Annotated in this window: 11 protein-coding genes; 2 read left to right on the forward strand and 9 right to left on the reverse strand. The window is 49.0% G+C overall.

Annotation, left to right across the window (positions count from 1 at the left end):
* Positions 1-259: 259 nt before the first annotated feature.
* The gene (gene pruA / locus ABD852_RS19695) at positions 260-1,891 is read right to left on the reverse strand and encodes an L-glutamate gamma-semialdehyde dehydrogenase (RefSeq protein ID WP_345032059.1); all 1,632 of its coding nucleotides are present in this window, start codon (positions 1,889-1,891) and stop codon (positions 260-262) included.
* Between the two features lie 173 nt (positions 1,892-2,064).
* Between pruA and thrC the strand changes: the two genes are divergently transcribed.
* Positions 2,065-3,363 carry a threonine synthase gene (thrC, locus tag ABD852_RS19700; RefSeq protein ID WP_345032060.1) on the forward strand — a complete coding sequence of 433 codons (1,299 nt, stop codon included), beginning with the start codon at positions 2,065-2,067 and terminating at the stop codon, positions 3,361-3,363.
* A 155-nt stretch (positions 3,364-3,518) separates the two neighbouring features.
* On the opposite strand, the gene ABD852_RS19705 is transcribed toward thrC, so the two are convergent.
* A complete protein-coding gene (locus tag ABD852_RS19705) occupies positions 3,519-5,321 on the reverse strand; it encodes a tetratricopeptide repeat protein (RefSeq protein ID WP_345032061.1) in 1,803 nt (600 codons plus the stop codon).
* Between the two features lie 272 nt (positions 5,322-5,593).
* Between ABD852_RS19705 and ABD852_RS19710 the strand changes: the two genes are divergently transcribed.
* Positions 5,594-5,764, forward strand: coding sequence for a hypothetical protein (locus ABD852_RS19710; RefSeq protein WP_345032063.1), 171 nt, complete (start codon positions 5,594-5,596; stop codon positions 5,762-5,764).
* 108 nt (positions 5,765-5,872) lie between these two features.
* On the opposite strand, the gene ABD852_RS19715 is transcribed toward ABD852_RS19710, so the two are convergent.
* From ABD852_RS19715 to ABD852_RS19745, 7 genes are all read right to left on the reverse strand, one after another.
* Positions 5,873-7,480: an Ig-like domain-containing domain gene (locus ABD852_RS19715; RefSeq protein WP_345032064.1), complete on the reverse strand. Its 1,608-nt coding sequence runs from the start codon at positions 7,478-7,480 to the stop codon at positions 5,873-5,875.
* Positions 7,481-7,501: 21 nt separating this feature from the next.
* Positions 7,502-8,302: a class I SAM-dependent methyltransferase gene (locus tag ABD852_RS19720; RefSeq protein ID WP_345032066.1), complete on the reverse strand. Its 801-nt coding sequence runs from the start codon at positions 8,300-8,302 to the stop codon at positions 7,502-7,504.
* Between the two features lie 104 nt (positions 8,303-8,406).
* Complete coding sequence (gene mnmG / locus ABD852_RS19725; protein ID WP_345032068.1) at positions 8,407-10,269, reverse strand: tRNA uridine-5-carboxymethylaminomethyl(34) synthesis enzyme MnmG; 1,863 nt, start codon at positions 10,267-10,269, stop codon at positions 8,407-8,409.
* 32 nt (positions 10,270-10,301) lie between these two features.
* A complete protein-coding gene (gene ybeY, locus ABD852_RS19730; protein WP_345032069.1) occupies positions 10,302-10,718 on the reverse strand; it encodes an rRNA maturation RNase YbeY in 417 nt (138 codons plus the stop codon).
* 218 nt (positions 10,719-10,936) lie between these two features.
* Positions 10,937-14,320 carry a DUF4175 family protein gene (locus ABD852_RS19735; RefSeq protein WP_345032070.1) on the reverse strand — a complete coding sequence of 1,128 codons (3,384 nt, stop codon included), beginning with the start codon at positions 14,318-14,320 and terminating at the stop codon, positions 10,937-10,939.
* Between the two features lie 35 nt (positions 14,321-14,355).
* On the reverse strand, positions 14,356-15,162 hold the full coding sequence (trpA, locus tag ABD852_RS19740) for a tryptophan synthase subunit alpha (RefSeq protein WP_345032072.1): 807 nt from the start codon (positions 15,160-15,162) through the stop codon (positions 14,356-14,358).
* Entirely contained in the window at positions 15,159-15,461 is a 303-nt protein-coding gene (locus ABD852_RS19745; protein WP_345033154.1) for a Dabb family protein, read from the reverse strand. Before ABD852_RS19745 ends, trpA begins: the two co-directional genes overlap by 4 nt.
* Between the last annotated feature and the right edge of the window lie 118 nt (positions 15,462-15,579).

The raw sequence follows: 15,579 nt of genomic DNA on the forward strand, positions 1-15,579 counted from the left end.
CTTGCATGTATTAGGCCTCCCGCTAGCGTTAATCCTGAGCCAGGATCAAACTCTCCGTTGTAAAATGATCTGATATTTGTAGTCCGAAGACTTACAAGGTTCTTACTTATTTGGCTTACTTCATCATTTCAAAGAACTAGCCCGCTTTCGACCGTGTGTCTCAATTGGGAATGCAAAGGTAGGTGCTTTTTTTTAAGTTGCATCATTTCCCCCCAAAAAAATTAATCTTTTTTTTGAGATTTTTTTTAATCACCTGATATCAAGATTCTTGCATAAACGGATATCTGAAGTCTACCGGCGAAACAAAGGTCTCTTTGATCGTTCTGGACGACACCCAACGGAGCAAATTCTGCATCGCACCGGCCTTATCATTCGTTCCGGAAGCCCTCGCTCCGCCGAATGGCTGCTGCCCGACCACCGCACCCGTGGGTTTATCATTGATATAAAAGTTGCCCGCTGCGTTCGATAATCGGTCCGCCGCATGCGCTACCACTTCCCTGTCATTGCAGAATAACGCGCCCGTCAGCGCATAGGGCGAAGTCCGGTCCACCATCGAAATTACCTGCTCGAAATCCGATGGTTCAAATACAAAGACAGTCAGCACCGGACCGAAGATCTCCTCAACCATGGTTCGGTAATAAGGATCTTTTGTCACCAGCACGGTTGGCTCAACAAAGTACCCCGTCGATTTATCCGCATTCCCACCCCAGAGGACTTCCAGGCCGTCTTCTTTTGCCTGCGACAGGTACCCGGCTATTTTATCGAAAGCCCGTTCGTCTATCACAGCATTCACAAAGTTCCTGAAATCTTCAACCGGGCCCATTTTTACCTCCTTCAGCATGGCAACTATTTCTTTCCTTATATCAGGCCACCGATCAGAAGGAATATAGGCGCGGGAAGCCGCAGAGCATTTCTGGCCCTGGTACTCGAAAGCACCCCGTACCAGCGCAGCAGCAACCGGGAGAGGATCGGCCGACGAATGTACCAAAACAAAGTCCTTTCCACCGGTTTCTCCCACTATCCTCGGAAAACTGCGGTACTTCGGGAGATTGTTCCCTATGGTCTTCCAAATCTCCCGGAAAACTGCGGTACTACCCGTAAAATGAAGCCCGGCAAAAGACTCGTGTTCAAAAATAACTTTACCGGCATCCGGACCGTCCACCAATATCATATTAATAACACCATCCGGCAGCCCCGCTTCCCTGAAAATCTGCATAATCAGATTCGCAGCATACAACTGACTAAAGGCTGGCTTCCACACCACCACGTTTCCCATGAGCGCCGGGGCCGCCGGTAAATTCCCGGCAATAGCCGTGAAATTAAAAGGTGTAAGCGCAAAAACGAACCCCTCCAGCGGCCTGTATACCATGCGATTCCAGCAACCTGGCGACGACGACGGCTGATCGGCATAAATCTGCGTCATGAAAGCTACGTTAAAACGTAAAAAGTCGATCAGCTCACAAGCTGAATCTATTTCAGCCTGGTAAGCGTTCTTAGACTGCCCCTGCATGGTGGCGGCATTGAGCTTGTACCGGTACGGCCCGGCTATCAGGTCGGCCGCTTTTAAAAAAATAGCGGCCCGGTGTTCCCAGGACATCGCTGCCCAGGAAGATGATTTTGCCAGCGCGGCATCGATCGCCTTTCTGACATCTTCTTCTGTCCCTATATGGTAGTGTGCCAGCACATGCCGATGGTCGTGCGGCATGGTGACATTTTCTCTCACTCCCGAGAAAACCTGCTCCGAACCTATATATTGCGGTATCTCCGTCACGCTCTCACGTGCCTCCGCCAACGCTCTTTTAAGATTAGCCCTGTCGGCCGACCCCGGCGAATAAGAGCGGACAGGTTCGTTAACCGGAATCGGAGCTTTAAAGAATGCATGAGTTGTCATAAAAATGTTGATGAATGTTTGGTTTGTGATGGTCGCTTACGAGGTAAGTTAGCACTTTTTATCCTAAAAGGCGGCATATCAGGTCCCTCCGGGGAGCAGAATTCACCGGGCTGATGAAGCAACAGCGTTTATTTCACTAATTTTGCAGCCCGGAAATCATTATCTGAATACCCATGCAATTTCACAGTACAAAAAACCAGAATCTAAAAGCTTCTCTGGAGGAGGCAATCTTCAAAAGCCTGCCGGCAGACAACGGGTTGTACATGCCCGACGCTATTCCAAACTTACCGAAGCGTTTTCTGGAGGCTTTGCCTGACCTCTCATTCAATGAGATTGCAGAAGAGGTAACACTAAATCTCCTCGGCGACGATCTTACAAAAGCCGAAGTACAGCAAATTGTAGGGCGCGCCTTTGATTTCTACGCCCCCGTGGTGCCGCTTACAGACGATCTCTATGTACTGGAGCTTTTTCACGGGCCTTCGATGGCCTTTAAGGACTTCGGAGCCAGGTACATGGCGTCGCTCATGTCGCATTTCCTGAGCAAATCCGATAAAGAGATACATATCCTGGTCGCTACCTCCGGTGACACCGGCGGCGCAGTCGCGCAAGGCTTTCATGGTGTGCCCGGCATCAGGGTTACCATCCTCTACCCTTCCGGAAAGGTGAGTGAAATACAGGAAAAACAATTGACCACACTCGGAGGGAACGTAACGGCACTGGAGGTAAACGGTACTTTTGACGACTGCCAGTCTTTGGTAAAACAGGCTTTCCTCGACCAGGAACTTAATCGAAAATTCAACCTTTCCTCGGCAAATTCAATTAACATTTCGCGGCTGATTCCCCAATCCTTCTATTATTTCAGCGCTTATGCCCAGCTCGCCAAGTCGGGAAAACCCGTTGTATTTTCGGTACCTTCGGGAAATTTCGGCAATCTGAGCGCAGGACTTCTTGCGTGGAAAATGGGTTTGCCGGTCGAAAAATTCATCGCCGCAACTAACCTTAACAATGTCGTCCCCAGGTACCTCGACTCCGGCAGCTACCACCCCGAGCCGTCGGTGGCAACCCTGTCAAACGCAATGGACGTAGGTAACCCCAGTAATTTTGTACGCCTCAGCAGACTTTTGAACGATGACCTGCATACGACAAGAAATATGGTAGCCGGTTATTACTTTGACGACCGGCAGACGCAAGCCGCAATGCGGGAAGTTAACGAACTTTTCGATTATGTTGTATGTCCGCACACGGCGGTAGCTTACCTGGGCCTGAAAGATTTTCTTGGAAACCGGGCTGGCCAGGTTAACGGCATATTTTTATCGACCGCTCACCCGGCGAAATTCCTGGAGCTCGTGGAAGACACACTCGGGCAAAAAATCACAATTCCTGAAAATCTGGAGAAATTACTGTCTAAGGAAAAAAAATCTATCAAAATGAGCGCATCCTTCGCGGATTTTAAATCCTGGCTCCTTCAATAGCCCTGTTAAAAAACAACATTATAACTGGCTTATTTAAAGCAGTTTAAATACAAATCAAACGGATTTACGATCATTTTGATGCCGCTTAGAATTGAAAATTCAGCTCTTGTCCGCACCACGGGCCGTTCTGAGCAATTCTAAGCGGCATCTTTTGATCAGTTAATTACGTCACCGCGCAGCATCCGGTAACGCTTTCTCGCATCCGCTACAAAAATACTCGCCGGGTACTTGTCCATGAGCTCCTGGTACAAACGCATTGCATCTTCTTTACGATTCAGCTTACTTTCGTAGAGCTGCGCAAGTTCATACATGGCATTGTCGGCCAGAATGTCATAAGAAAAATCTTTAATTATTTTAAGCAACATCTTCTCGGCTTCTTCATTTCGGTCAAGCCGGATCAGGACAGAGGCCTGCATCCAGAGAATTTCATCGGCGAGCGCATGGTCCTTGTAATCGGTATATAGCACCGAGAGCGAATCAAGCGCCTTATCGTACTGATGTTGAAAAAGCAGCAATTCTGCAGCTGCATACCCGCGCATCGCGTCTTCGGAGCTGTCCATACCGGTATTGTCCAGAATCAACATACTGAGTATACTCGCATCGTTGGCTATCTCGCGGGAAGTTGCCTTCTTCAGCACATTCAATACCGATCGCGCCAGGTCGAACTCACCTTTGAAATAATAGAGGCGGGCATTTCTCAACTTCGCCTCATACCCAAGGGCATTGTCTTTCTGCGATTTTTCGACTTGTGAATATAACAATGAGGCTTCCCAGGGCTCACCGTTCAGCAGGTAAATATCGCCGAGGTCAAGTTTACAGGCATCGGCAAACTGCGGCTGCGTTTTGCCGAGGTCAACTGCTTTGCTAAGCAATGTCACGGCCCTGGCGGGTTCGTTCAGGTAAAACGCGTAGAGCTTGGCCATGTTGCGGATTGCTTCCAGGGCATTGATGTTTGTATCGTAAGCAGCCAGAAACTTTTCATATTCGCCAATCAGCTTGCGTACGTCCTCGAGCCGGACGGGATAAGCGCGCTTGATCTGCTCCTCCTGTACAAGCAATGCCATACGGCGCGCGTAGGGATAAATCTCGGTTTCCTGATATTCCTTTTGCAAATATTCGTACATCTTCAACGCATTGGCATAGTCCTGGTTCTGTACAGCTAGAGTAGCCAGGTTAATGATGCGGGCGCCATTGCTTTTCAAACGCTTATCCAGCGATCTCTCCTGAAGAAAAGCCTTGTAAAAATCCTTTCGCTGAATCTGAAGCCAGACCAGCAGCTCGTTATAATAAACTTCATTAGGCTGGGCCTGAATCTGTTCATAGAGCATACGCTCCAGGATATCCCCGTCTTTTTCGTCTTTCAGAAAGTCCTGTAACAAATTTTGAACGACTTCAGTGCTTCGCACCATTCTTCCGTAGCCGAGGAGTTCTCCAATCATTTTCGTCTTATCACCCATCTCCTGGTAGATCGCCGCAAGTTCCAGCGCATACAGGGCCGGGTTACGCAAGCGTTCCCGGGCGATCTGGATAATTTTCCGGGCATAGTCGGGGTTCCCGGCCTTCCTGAAGTCTTCTATGAACTGCGGGTGTAGATCGGGTCGTTTTTCAAGGATTTGGAGCGTCTCGTCGAATTTCTGGCCTGCCTGGATGTCTTTTCCTTGCTGTGCCAGCAGCGAACCCCATTGAAAAGAGTAGAAGGCGGATCTTTCGGGCTCGGTTCTGATCCTGTTCCTGAAAAATCTGACCGCTGCATCCCCTTTTTTCGCCTTCACAGCGCACGAAGTGTACCTGGACAGTAAATCCTTCGAGAACTGTGCTTCCAGTGCTTTCTCGGCGAAATTTATACCCTTTTCACAATCAGACTGGCGGAAGTATTCAATCGCAAGTTCTGCGTCCGACTGGGCAGACACCAGGCCGGAACCGGATATCAACAGGAAAAAGAAAAGAATAGGTCTCATGCACATGTGCCTTTTCCGGTAATGCTTAATAAGAATATATATTTAAAATTAGTAATTATTATGGTTTATTACTGCTGTTGATATGTGGACAACCTGTCGATGCACATTTCATTCACATTTTTCAACGGTATTTGTGGATAAGTTTTGGAGTGAAAGGCTTCTTTTTGAGTTTGTTAACAGATCAGCTTTTTTTTAATGTGGATAGCTTTGTTAACAGGAGGTTCTGTGGATGAAGCGTGGTTTGGAGTGGGTATAAACCGGTAGTTATCTACATGGAGATTTTTGTGGACAGGTTATGCACGCGATATGGCCACTTATCAACGGGTTATCGTCAGCCCGTCAGATTTTATACACCGGAAATCCGGGTTATCAACACAGTTATCCACAGTGTTGGAGACGGGAGCGGCGGGTTTGACGAACAGGCTGCCGGCGGCGTGAACTGAATTTATGGATGTGGATATCCGGTAGAAAAGCCCGTTGTGTACACCAATTACCCGTACTTCCGGGCCTTCAAACGGCCCGGAAGTACGGGTAATTGGTGTAATTCGTAGTTAGCGCGAGGGAATGGTGAAGTAGTTTTCTTCGTATTCGAAGTTACTTTTGATAATCAGCTCGGACGGGTATACCAGGATTTTTTCCGGCTGCTGTTTCCTTTTGAAATTCCCGGTATCCCAGCGGCCGTTGCGGTTATCGTCGAGAATAAGGCGCATCCGGTAGTTTCCGGGTTTGATGTTCCGGAAAACAAAGGGGGATGTGTTGACTTCTGAAATTACGTTTTTAAAGTCTTTGTCGAGTAGCTCAATGAAGAAGCTACGACCGGAGGGGTTTTGTACGGTCCCGCGGATAATGCCGAAATCGGCTGGTTTAAGGATGTTGTATTTATAGGTGGTAGCGGGAATCGAGTCGTTTTCGATGCTTATGAAAGCGCCTTTCGCTATTCTGATAACGACACTGTCTTTGGCTTCTGTGGCTGCCTTCAGCTTTAGAAGCGTCCGGTCTCTGTTCCACGTAAAGCTGGTATTTTGTTGGGCTACAGTGATCATGCTGTCAGCTGTGATGGTAAGCATAGTACTGTCGAAATTCAGTATAGGTTTGCTGAGTGCCAGTTCCAGGTTCAGAAGGGGCTCTATTGCTTCGCTGGTTGGGGGGGTGTTTTTTATCGACGTGGGAGAAGGTTGTTTTTCCTTGCCGCGCTGTGGAAGGAACATTATTTTCTGGTCGAAGGTGAGCTCGTATCCCAGTGAGTCCCGGACTGTGATGGAGGCGCGTATTGTGTCGGTCTGAGCCGGTATATTGTAGAACTTTAGCTGGGTGGGCGACTCCAGCTGGTAGTGCAGATTGGGGCCCTGATGAAAATCTACTGCGGCGCTGTCCATGCCCTTGTTGAATACCAATGTGTAGTCGTTTACCTTGGGAATGGTCCGTTGGATTTTGGGTTCGGTGACGTCGGAGTGAAAGAGTGAGAGCTGATAGTTATTGGTGTCACTTTTTACCTGGACAATAGTATCGATAAAGGCTATTGACTCATCTTTGGGGTTGTAGAGCAGGTTTTTGTTTTTGTCGGTGAGAGCAATGAGCAGGTAGTTGGCTAGTTGCGTATTTTCAATGCTGAAGCGGCCACTGCTATCCGTTTTAGAGAAGTAGTAGGGTTTGATGCGTTCGGGCGTGAGCGTATCGCTCAGTCGGTAGAGGCCTACCAGTGCATCAAAGACCGGTTGATTTGTGCGTATATCTTTTACCGTTCCATAGACTCTTCCCGAGTCTATGAGGGCTCCGGTGCCGAATACAAGCTTGAGATTCTGGGCCGGATTCCTTTCCGCCTGGTCTTTGATACCGTCGCCGAAGTTGAGTGTGTAGGTGGTTGAATCGGCGAACGGCTTTTTGAATTTAAGGATAACTGTTTCGTTTTTTACCAGTGGTGTATAGGTGTTGTCGGTCTCAGGTGTGATGATTAATTTTTGCATGAGATTGTCGATGACCACGTACTCGTCGAAGGTAAGGGTGATTACATTTTCCTTGAAATTGGTAGCCTTATTAACGGGGTGACTGGCCACCAGCTTCGGTGGAATTTCGTCTTTTTTTCCACCGGTGGGGGCTACTTTTTGTGCGCATTGAAAGCACACCAGTGAGGCGAGAATGAGCGCGGCTAGTCTATTCAAGGCGGTACGGGTAAACCGGTTTTACTTTTTTTGAACGATATAAATTAGACTTGAAGTATTCGCGTTGTGAAGTGCCGTTCCGTAGCCTTTGAGGTTGGAAAGCGTTCCGCGGACCAGGGCCTCTGCGGGTTTGTTTTTTCCGTATTTGTACTTCGTGCTGAGCAGGCTTACATAGTAGGCGTCAAATAGCATACACCGCGTTCCTACAATTGAGAAGCCGTAATGCTGAAGCAGTTTTGCCATGGTGGACCTGGTAAAATGGTACAGATGCCTGGGCACATCGTAGGCAGCCCAGTACTCCCCGTAGGCCGCGGCGTCGTAGGATTCTGGATTTGGTACCGCGATAAAAAGCGCACCTTTGGAATCCAGGTGCTGGTGTATCCAGTTTAGTGTTTCGTCCAGGCGATGCACATGTTCCAGCACATGCCACATGGTCACGCTGGTGAAGTGGTTGTCCCGGAGGGCGGGGTCAAAAACAGATGGGAGAACATTGCCTGCATTCTTTTTCAGCGCAATTTGTCGGGCGTCGGCATCCGGTTCTGTACCCCATGTTTCCCAGTTTTTCTGCTTCACCGCCGAGAGGAAAAAGCCGGTAGCGCATCCTATATCAAGTACTTTTTTTTGTGGGTTTCCATCATACTTGTTGAGCAGGTTTATTTTTTCCCTGACGGCAAAATTCCTGACTGCATTGTATACCTTCGCCAGCGTGGAATCTGGGTTGTCGTGATGCGAAAGATAGGAGTCGTCATCGTAGTATGCGCCTATTTGTGCTTCGTCCGGACGGGGGTTTGTGAAAAGGAATGAACATTTTTCACACCGCACTATCGCAAATGTTCCATGTGAAACACTATGATCTGTGACTTGCAAATGGGGCGAAAAGTGGGTGCCCTTGCAGACGGGGCAAGCAGTTAAAAGTTCTAGTGACATTACCTCCCGAGATGAATAATCAGTACTGAAATATCGGCCGGGCTTACCCCGCTAATGCGGGACGCCTGCCCTATTGTCGACGGTTTTAATTTGGATAGCTTTTGTTTTGCCTCTATAGAAAGCGCCGGAATTTGGTGATAGTTGAATGCTTCCGGAATAGCGTGATCCTCCATCCGTTTCATTTTACCTACCATTAATTTCTCCTTCTCGATATAGCTGGCGTATTTTACTTCTATTTCTGCGTGTTCGCGGCTTTCGTCGGAGAATCCAGAAATAAACGAGGCGAAATTCTCATCCAGTTTTGCCAGTTCTTCTATCCCGAGCTGTGGACGTTTTAAAAGCTGTTCGAGGCTCGTTTTTTCACGAATCTGGGAGAGACCGAATTGTTCCAGGCGGGAATTTACCTGTTCGGGCGCCACTTTTTCTTTCTGAAGCATGGTTACAATTTTCGTTGTAGCTGCTGTCTTTTCTTCCAGGTTTTTCCGTCTTTCTTCGGAGGCGAGTCCAAGTTCGAGGCCTTTTGGCGTGAGGCGTATATCAGCATTGTCCTGGCGGAGAAGTGTGCGGTACTCTGCCCGTGAAGTAAACATCCGGTACGGTTCTTCGGTGCCTTTATTAATGAGATCATCAATAAGGACGCCAATGTAAGCTTCGGATCTTTGCAGGGTAAACGGACTTTTTTCGTGCGCATTCTGATGGGCATTGATACCCGCAATTAATCCTTGTCCGGCAGCTTCTTCATACCCGGTGGTTCCGTTAATCTGCCCGGCGAAAAAGAGGTTTTTTACCAGCGAGGTTTCGAGCGTACTGGTCAGTTGCGTGGGCGGGAAATAGTCGTATTCAATTGCGTATCCGGGCCTGAACATTTTCGCATTTTCAAACCCTGGTATTTTTCGCAATGCCTGGTATTGTACATCCTCCGGGAGTGATGTGGAGAACCCGTTTACGTAGACTTCTACGGTGTCCCATCCTTCGGGCTCCACGAAAATCTGGTGGCGGTCTTTGTCGGCGAACCGGTTGATTTTATCTTCCACCGAAGGACAGTACCGTGGGCCAATGCCCTGTATCCTGCCGGTAAACATCGGCGATTTTTCAAAGCCGGCCCGTAGTATTTCGTGGACGGATTCATTGGTGTAGGTGATCCAGCAGCTCCGTTGTTTGGTAAGATGCGGCGTGTTTGTATAGGAGAATTTGGCAGGATGTTCATCGCCAAGCTGCTCTTCCATCAGGGCGTAGTTGAGCGAGCGCCCGTCAAGTCTGGGCGGGGTACCGGTCTTCATGCGACCCGCTTCAAAGCCGAGTTTGACGAGTTGTTCGGTGATGCCTTTGGCGGCTCGCTCCCCTGCCCTGCCGCCGCCGAAGTTTTTCTCACCGATGTGAATGATCCCGTTAAGAAAGGTGCCATTGGTGAGGACGACGGTTTTAGCTTCTATAGTAATTCCCAGTGAGGTGACTACGCCGGTTACAGTTCCGCCTTCTATTTTGAGGCCGGTTATGGTTTCCTGCCAGAAGTCTACATTGGGGTTGTCCTCCAATGTCTGGCGCCACAGCTGTGCAAATAGCATCCGGTCGCTCTGGCATCTCGGGCTCCACATGGCGGGGCCTTTCGAGCGATTGAGCATCCTGAATTGGATCATTGACCGGTCGCTGATGATACCTGACTGTCCGCCAAGCGCGTCAATTTCCCTTACAATCTGTCCTTTCGCTACTCCGCCCATCGCCGGGTTGCATGACATCTGGGCGATGGTCTGCATATTCATGGTTGCCAGCAGAACCTTGGAACCCATTGTGGCAGCAGCAGAAGCCGCTTCACATCCGGCGTGCCCGGCCCCCACAACAATTACATCGTATTTCGGAAACATCTTATTTTACTTTCGTTCCACGTGGAAACAATTCAATTGAACTTCGATAAATAGTAGTTTTCTTTCTCCCGCATCAAAACCCGGTCGCCGTCTGAGTGGTCATCATAGCCGCATAGATGCAGGACCCCGTGGGCCAATACCCGCCTCAATTCTTCGTCAACAGCCACCGACTGCGCATCCGCATTATCTCTTACCCGGTCTATGCTTATAAAGATGTCACCTTCCAGCTCTTCTTCCGCTTCGCTATTATCGAATGTAATAATGTCGGTGTAATAGTCGTGAGACAAATGGGTACGATTCATTTCAAGCAAATATTCGTCCGAGCAGAAAATATAGTTCAGGTCGCCCAGCACATACCCTTCGCTTTCCGCTATGTCTTTCACCCATTTTTTGGTTTTAACCGGTGAAACGACTTTGTATACTATATCTTCCAAAAAGAATCGAACCATTCTGTTCTGTAATATTTCTTATAAAGAACTGATTTTCAATATTTTATGTTATTTATATACGGGTACAAACTGACAAACTCCCCTGGTTTCACCCAGACTGGCTCCTCCCTTCAATGCCTTCGTATATACGGGAACTATTATTTCGCCGCAAAGGTACGAAACCAATTGTTTACAATAACGAATGTGGTAAAAGGGCGTCTGCCGCTGAAGCCTTATAATTACCTGGATATGGCGCCCTGGAAATACTGGTCAGCCTCCTTCTTGTAAAAAGGCGTGAAGTTGGGCGGTACGGTCCTTAATAGTTCCGTTTGCTGTGATTTGTTCCTGATATATTCCTCCAGCGCCGGAGGGGGCTGCCGCTGAATTTCTCTGGCGGTTTCACCTTTGCGCTCGTTGTCTTCATCTTGCTCGCGCAAAGCTTTTTCAGATTCCAGCAGCCGCGTTACCATCTCTTCGTTGCGCCTGATCAGTTCCGGGTCCACTTTCTTGTTCACAATCTGCGTTTCCGATTTTTCCATTTGCTCCAAAATCTCTTTCAGCTCTTTTCCGTACTGGTCACCGAAGCCGGCCCCTTTCTGCTCATCTAACATCTTGCCTAACATCTCCCTGATTGCAGCCTGTTCGGCGGCCATGCGGGCGAGCTCCTCGGACATGCCCCGCTCACCATTCTTGCCCTTGCCGAGCTGCTTCATTTTTTCATTCAGCATTTGCTGCATCTCTCCCGGGCTAGGCCCCCCTTCTTCGCCCTCGCCGGTACCCGGCATTTTCATGGCGTCGGCCAGCGCCTTCTGCAATTGCGCATACAGGTCGCTGAGCATCAGGGCGAGGTTGTTGACAGAGGTCATAGCGAACTGTTGGTTGGACGCAATATTTGGCAACCGCCGGTCACGAATGTATTTTACGCTTTCATCCATGTAATATTTCATGTTGCCCACTTCGCGGGTGACGAAAGATTTCACTTCGCGAAGCCGGTTGGCGAGGGCATAGAGGCTATCTTCCACTATTTTCGAATCATCCTGCAGCTTAAGTTGTTTTTGTGCAAGCCCCACAAAGCGGGGATCGCTCAGATGTACGCCCCGGAAGTCTTTCATCAGCTGTTCCTGGTCGACAGACAGCGCATGTACATTTTCCAGGATATCCCGGAGCGCGTCCATGTTCTCCATCATTTGCATCTGCTGGCTCTTCTGATTTTGGTCCATCAGTGCCTGCGCAATGTTACGCATGGATTTTGCCGACTTCTTTTGTGACTGCCCGGCCTCCCGGTTCTGCTGTTTACCCAGCTGTTGTTTGCTCTTTTCCTGCGCTTCACGGGCATTTTCCTGTTCAGCCTTCCTCGTATCTGTTTTTTTGCCGATCTCCTCTCCTAGCCGCTCTAAATCGGCCAAACGGTCACGAATTTCTTTGAATTCCTTTCCAATATTGTCCTGTTCCTGCTGCAAACCCGCCTGCCGCTCGTTTTTCTCGGTGGGTTGTTGGTCTGCGGTGCTGTCTTTGTCGTCTTCGGCGCCCTTTTGGCGCGGGTCTTTCTCCGCCGGGTTTTCGGTTTTTTCAGCCAGTTCCTCCTGCTTTTCGGCGAGCTCCTCCAACTCTTTTGCAGACGATTCAATCTTTTGTTCCAGCTGGAGCTGCTTGAAAAGATTAAGCGTGCGTTCCAATTCTTTTTCAGTACCTTTTTCCTTGTTCCGCAGGCGCTCGAGCAATTTTGACATCCGTTCACTTTGCTTTTGCTCCAGCATCTTTTCAAATTCCTCGTAGAGCTTCTGAGAATCATCCTTCATCAGTTCGTCCATCAGCTTCTGAAGCTCGTCCATTTTTTTCTGAAATTCTTCGCTTTGCTGGCTGAACTGCCGGGATTTGTCGTTTGCCCGTTTGTTCTTTTCCTGTATGGATTGAACCTGTCTGATCAGCTCCTCTCTTTTTTTGAGAATCTCTTCAGCCATTTTCTTTTCCTGGAAATCAAGTTCCTGGTTCGATTTCAGCTTATGTTCCAGTTCTTTCAGGTTTTGTTCGAGCTGTTTCGCCTGGCTGATACTTTTTTCGATCTCTTCCCGCGTGTCGTCGCTGGATTTCGAAATCTGCGTCAAAATTTCGTTTTTATCGGGGAGAGCAAAGCTCAGCGACCCGGACCGAGTACTTTTGGGCCCGTTTACACCGTCATTGTCCCACACCTGTGTATAATATTCCAGGCGATCACCCGGGCCCAGGCGCAGGCTGTCGACATACCATTGAAAATAATAGTTCTGGTTATTCACCTGGCGGTTAAACGGGATCGGAATGTATTTGGGCGTGCTGTTTTCCGGTTTGGAGGTTCCGGCCCGGTAAATGTTGTAGAAAAGCTTTAATTGGCTGAATCCATAATCGTCGCGGATGGCGCCCCCCAACGCCAGGTAATTGAAAAGCAGGGTGTCCTGGACGCTCTCCAGTGACATTTCCGGAGCCAGGTCGGGAATGACATTCGCGTAATAACCTACGGGTTTGCCGTCAGGGCTGTCGGAATTTTTCAGGAAGACTTCGTAATCTCCTGATTTTCGCAGCGTTTTCCGGGCTTCATACTGGTGACGCCTGGTCATGATACCTTTCACGGACGCAGAATCTTCCCCAAAACGCAGATTCAGCTGGTCGGTAGCGGCGGTTTTAAATTTCCAGGTCACCCGGGTACCTTCCGGAACGGTCAGGTTACCGACGTTCTGCAGCGATTCGGACGGTTTACCGAGATAAGCGGGATAGTCAAGCTGAACGTCGAAGGAAAGCAGGCCGGGTTTTTCAATAAGCTGTATCTGGTAGTCCCGGGACGGATACCCTGCCGCTTCAAAATGAAATGGGATGTCTTTTTGGAGACTTTTAAAGGTATAGCTGAATGTGCCGGCTACATCGGGCGTCATTTTGAAACGCGTACCCCCTGAAATCAAAAAAACCTGTTGCGGTACGGCCTCGCCTTCAAGCGTGAGCCCGACGGTATAGTCTTCGCCCCGGAAAGATTTTAAAGACCGGTTCTCAAGCACAAACCGAAAGGGCGCGTAATCGAATGTATTATTGAATTTCAGGATTCTTTCGGAGCTCGTCGTCAGGAAGGACGGCTTGAACAGGAGTATGATGGCCAGTACAGCAACCGGGTAGGCGGCATATTTGAGATAGCGGCTGTTCTCGGCAAAATTGACGGCCTCGCTGAACCTGACCATTAACAACTGGCCGGATTTCTGTTGAATGCTTGCTTCTATCAGGTCAGATTGGGCAGTATGCTGACGACCGAGCTGAAGCGTATTCAGCAGCTTGTCGCCTATCGCTGGGAAGAGCAACCCGATCTGCCTGGCGGCTTCCTCGTCGGAAATGGGCTTGGACAGCCCGCTTAACAGCATGACCGGTGTAATGATCCAGCGGTATGAGACATAGCTGAATGCGCCGATATAACCGAACAGCAGTGCCCCCCGGATGAGAGAATTGAACTGGCCGAAGTATTCGATTGTATTGATGGCGAGGAAAATGGAAAGCAGTAAAGCAATGGCAATCAGGCTCCCTTTAAAAAGCTGGTTTTGGTAGTACTTTTTGCGGTACTCCCCTATGCTTTTTAACAGACGGCTAAGTGGAAGTTCCGGGGTCTTCATGCCGAGGTTTTTAACCGTGGTACAAACGGTTTTTACTACGCGTGCTCCACCTGTGTTTTATTCGGCTTAATGCCGGATATGAAGGAAGCTATGTCCTCTTCCAGGTTTCTGCTTTCTTGTAACATGCGGATAAAAGCACTGCCGATGATTGCCCCGCGGCTGTATCGGCTTGCTTTCTGGAAAGATTCACGGTCTTTGATGCCAAACCCGATCATGCGCGGGTTTCGCAGGTTCATCCGGTGTATTCTTTCAAAGTAGGCCTCCATTCCTTCGCTTACGCCTGTTTTGGCGCCGGTAACACTCGCCGAGGATACCATGTAAACAAAACCGGAACCGGCTTTATCCAACTCCAGGATGCGATCCGGCCGGGTTTGAGGCGTAATCAGGAAGATATTTACCAACCCGTTCCGTTCAAACAGGTCTTTGTACGAAGCCACGTAGGCTTCCAGTGGCAAGTCCGGCAGAATCAGGCCGTCGACACCTGCCGCCGCAGCTTCTTCGCAGAACCGCTCGATACCGTACTGGAGAATGGGGTTTATATAGCCCATTAACAGGACCGGGATATGAATTTCGTCACGCATATTGTGAAGCTGCTGCAGGAGCAGTTTCACCGTCATGCCATTGTCAAGCGCAACCTGGTTGCTTTCCTGTATGGTTTCCCCGTCGGCAACCGGGTCGGAATAAGGCATCCCGATTTCAACAAAGTCAGCACCGGCGGATTGGAGCGCGGCCAAAATTCGCCTGGTATCGTTAATTTGCGGATACCCGGCAGTAAAATAGACGTTGAGCAAGCCTTCCGATTCCGGTGTCTGCGCAAATAACTCAGAAATTCTGTTACTCATTTTTCTGCCCAATAATCCACCACAACGGCTTTTTCCAGATGTGGCTTAAGTACTTCGATAAATGCCTTGTGTTTCGGGTGCGGCAGGTAAACTGCCCGGTCTTCCTCGGATGTAAAGCTCACGAAGAATGCATGAGTTAAGCCCTCATTCAGCCCTTCAGGACTGTTGTTCTTGCCCCATTCAAAGTCTTTGATTTCAGGAATCTCGTTTTTCAGATTGCGGAATGCATCTTCCACAGCCTTTACGTCTTCCGGTGTGGAAGCGTCCTTGAATTTAAAAAGTACAATGTGACGGAGCATTTTCTGATCGGTTGATTGAATTGTCCCGGTTGTTTCCTCCTGCTTTTCGGCACAGGAGAATGCGGAGGACAAAAAGATTGAGACCGCGAAATAGAACAGGACCTGTTTCATTTGTCTA

Source organism: Ravibacter arvi, assembly GCF_039540405.1.
GTDB lineage: Bacteria > Bacteroidota > Bacteroidia > Cytophagales > Spirosomataceae > Ravibacter > Ravibacter arvi.

Coding starts and splice junctions, on each gene's coding strand:
- pruA (WP_345032059.1), bottom strand. CDS start 1,891: ATGACAACTCATGCATTCTTTAAAGCTCCGATTCCGGTTAACGAACCT.
- trpA (WP_345032072.1), bottom strand. CDS start 15,162: ATGAGTAACAGAATTTCTGAGTTATTTGCGCAGACACCGGAATCGGAA.
- ybeY (WP_345032069.1), bottom strand. CDS start 10,718: ATGGTTCGATTCTTTTTGGAAGATATAGTATACAAAGTCGTTTCACCG.
- mnmG (WP_345032068.1), bottom strand. CDS start 10,269: ATGTTTCCGAAATACGATGTAATTGTTGTGGGGGCCGGGCACGCCGGA.
- thrC (WP_345032060.1), top strand. CDS start 2,065: ATGCAATTTCACAGTACAAAAAACCAGAATCTAAAAGCTTCTCTGGAG.
- ABD852_RS19735 (WP_345032070.1), bottom strand. CDS start 14,320: ATGAAGACCCCGGAACTTCCACTTAGCCGTCTGTTAAAAAGCATAGGG.
- ABD852_RS19710 (WP_345032063.1), top strand. CDS start 5,594: ATGGAGATTTTTGTGGACAGGTTATGCACGCGATATGGCCACTTATCA.
- ABD852_RS19745 (WP_345033154.1), bottom strand. CDS start 15,461: ATGCTCCGTCACATTGTACTTTTTAAATTCAAGGACGCTTCCACACCG.
- ABD852_RS19705 (WP_345032061.1), bottom strand. CDS start 5,321: ATGAGACCTATTCTTTTCTTTTTCCTGTTGATATCCGGTTCCGGCCTG.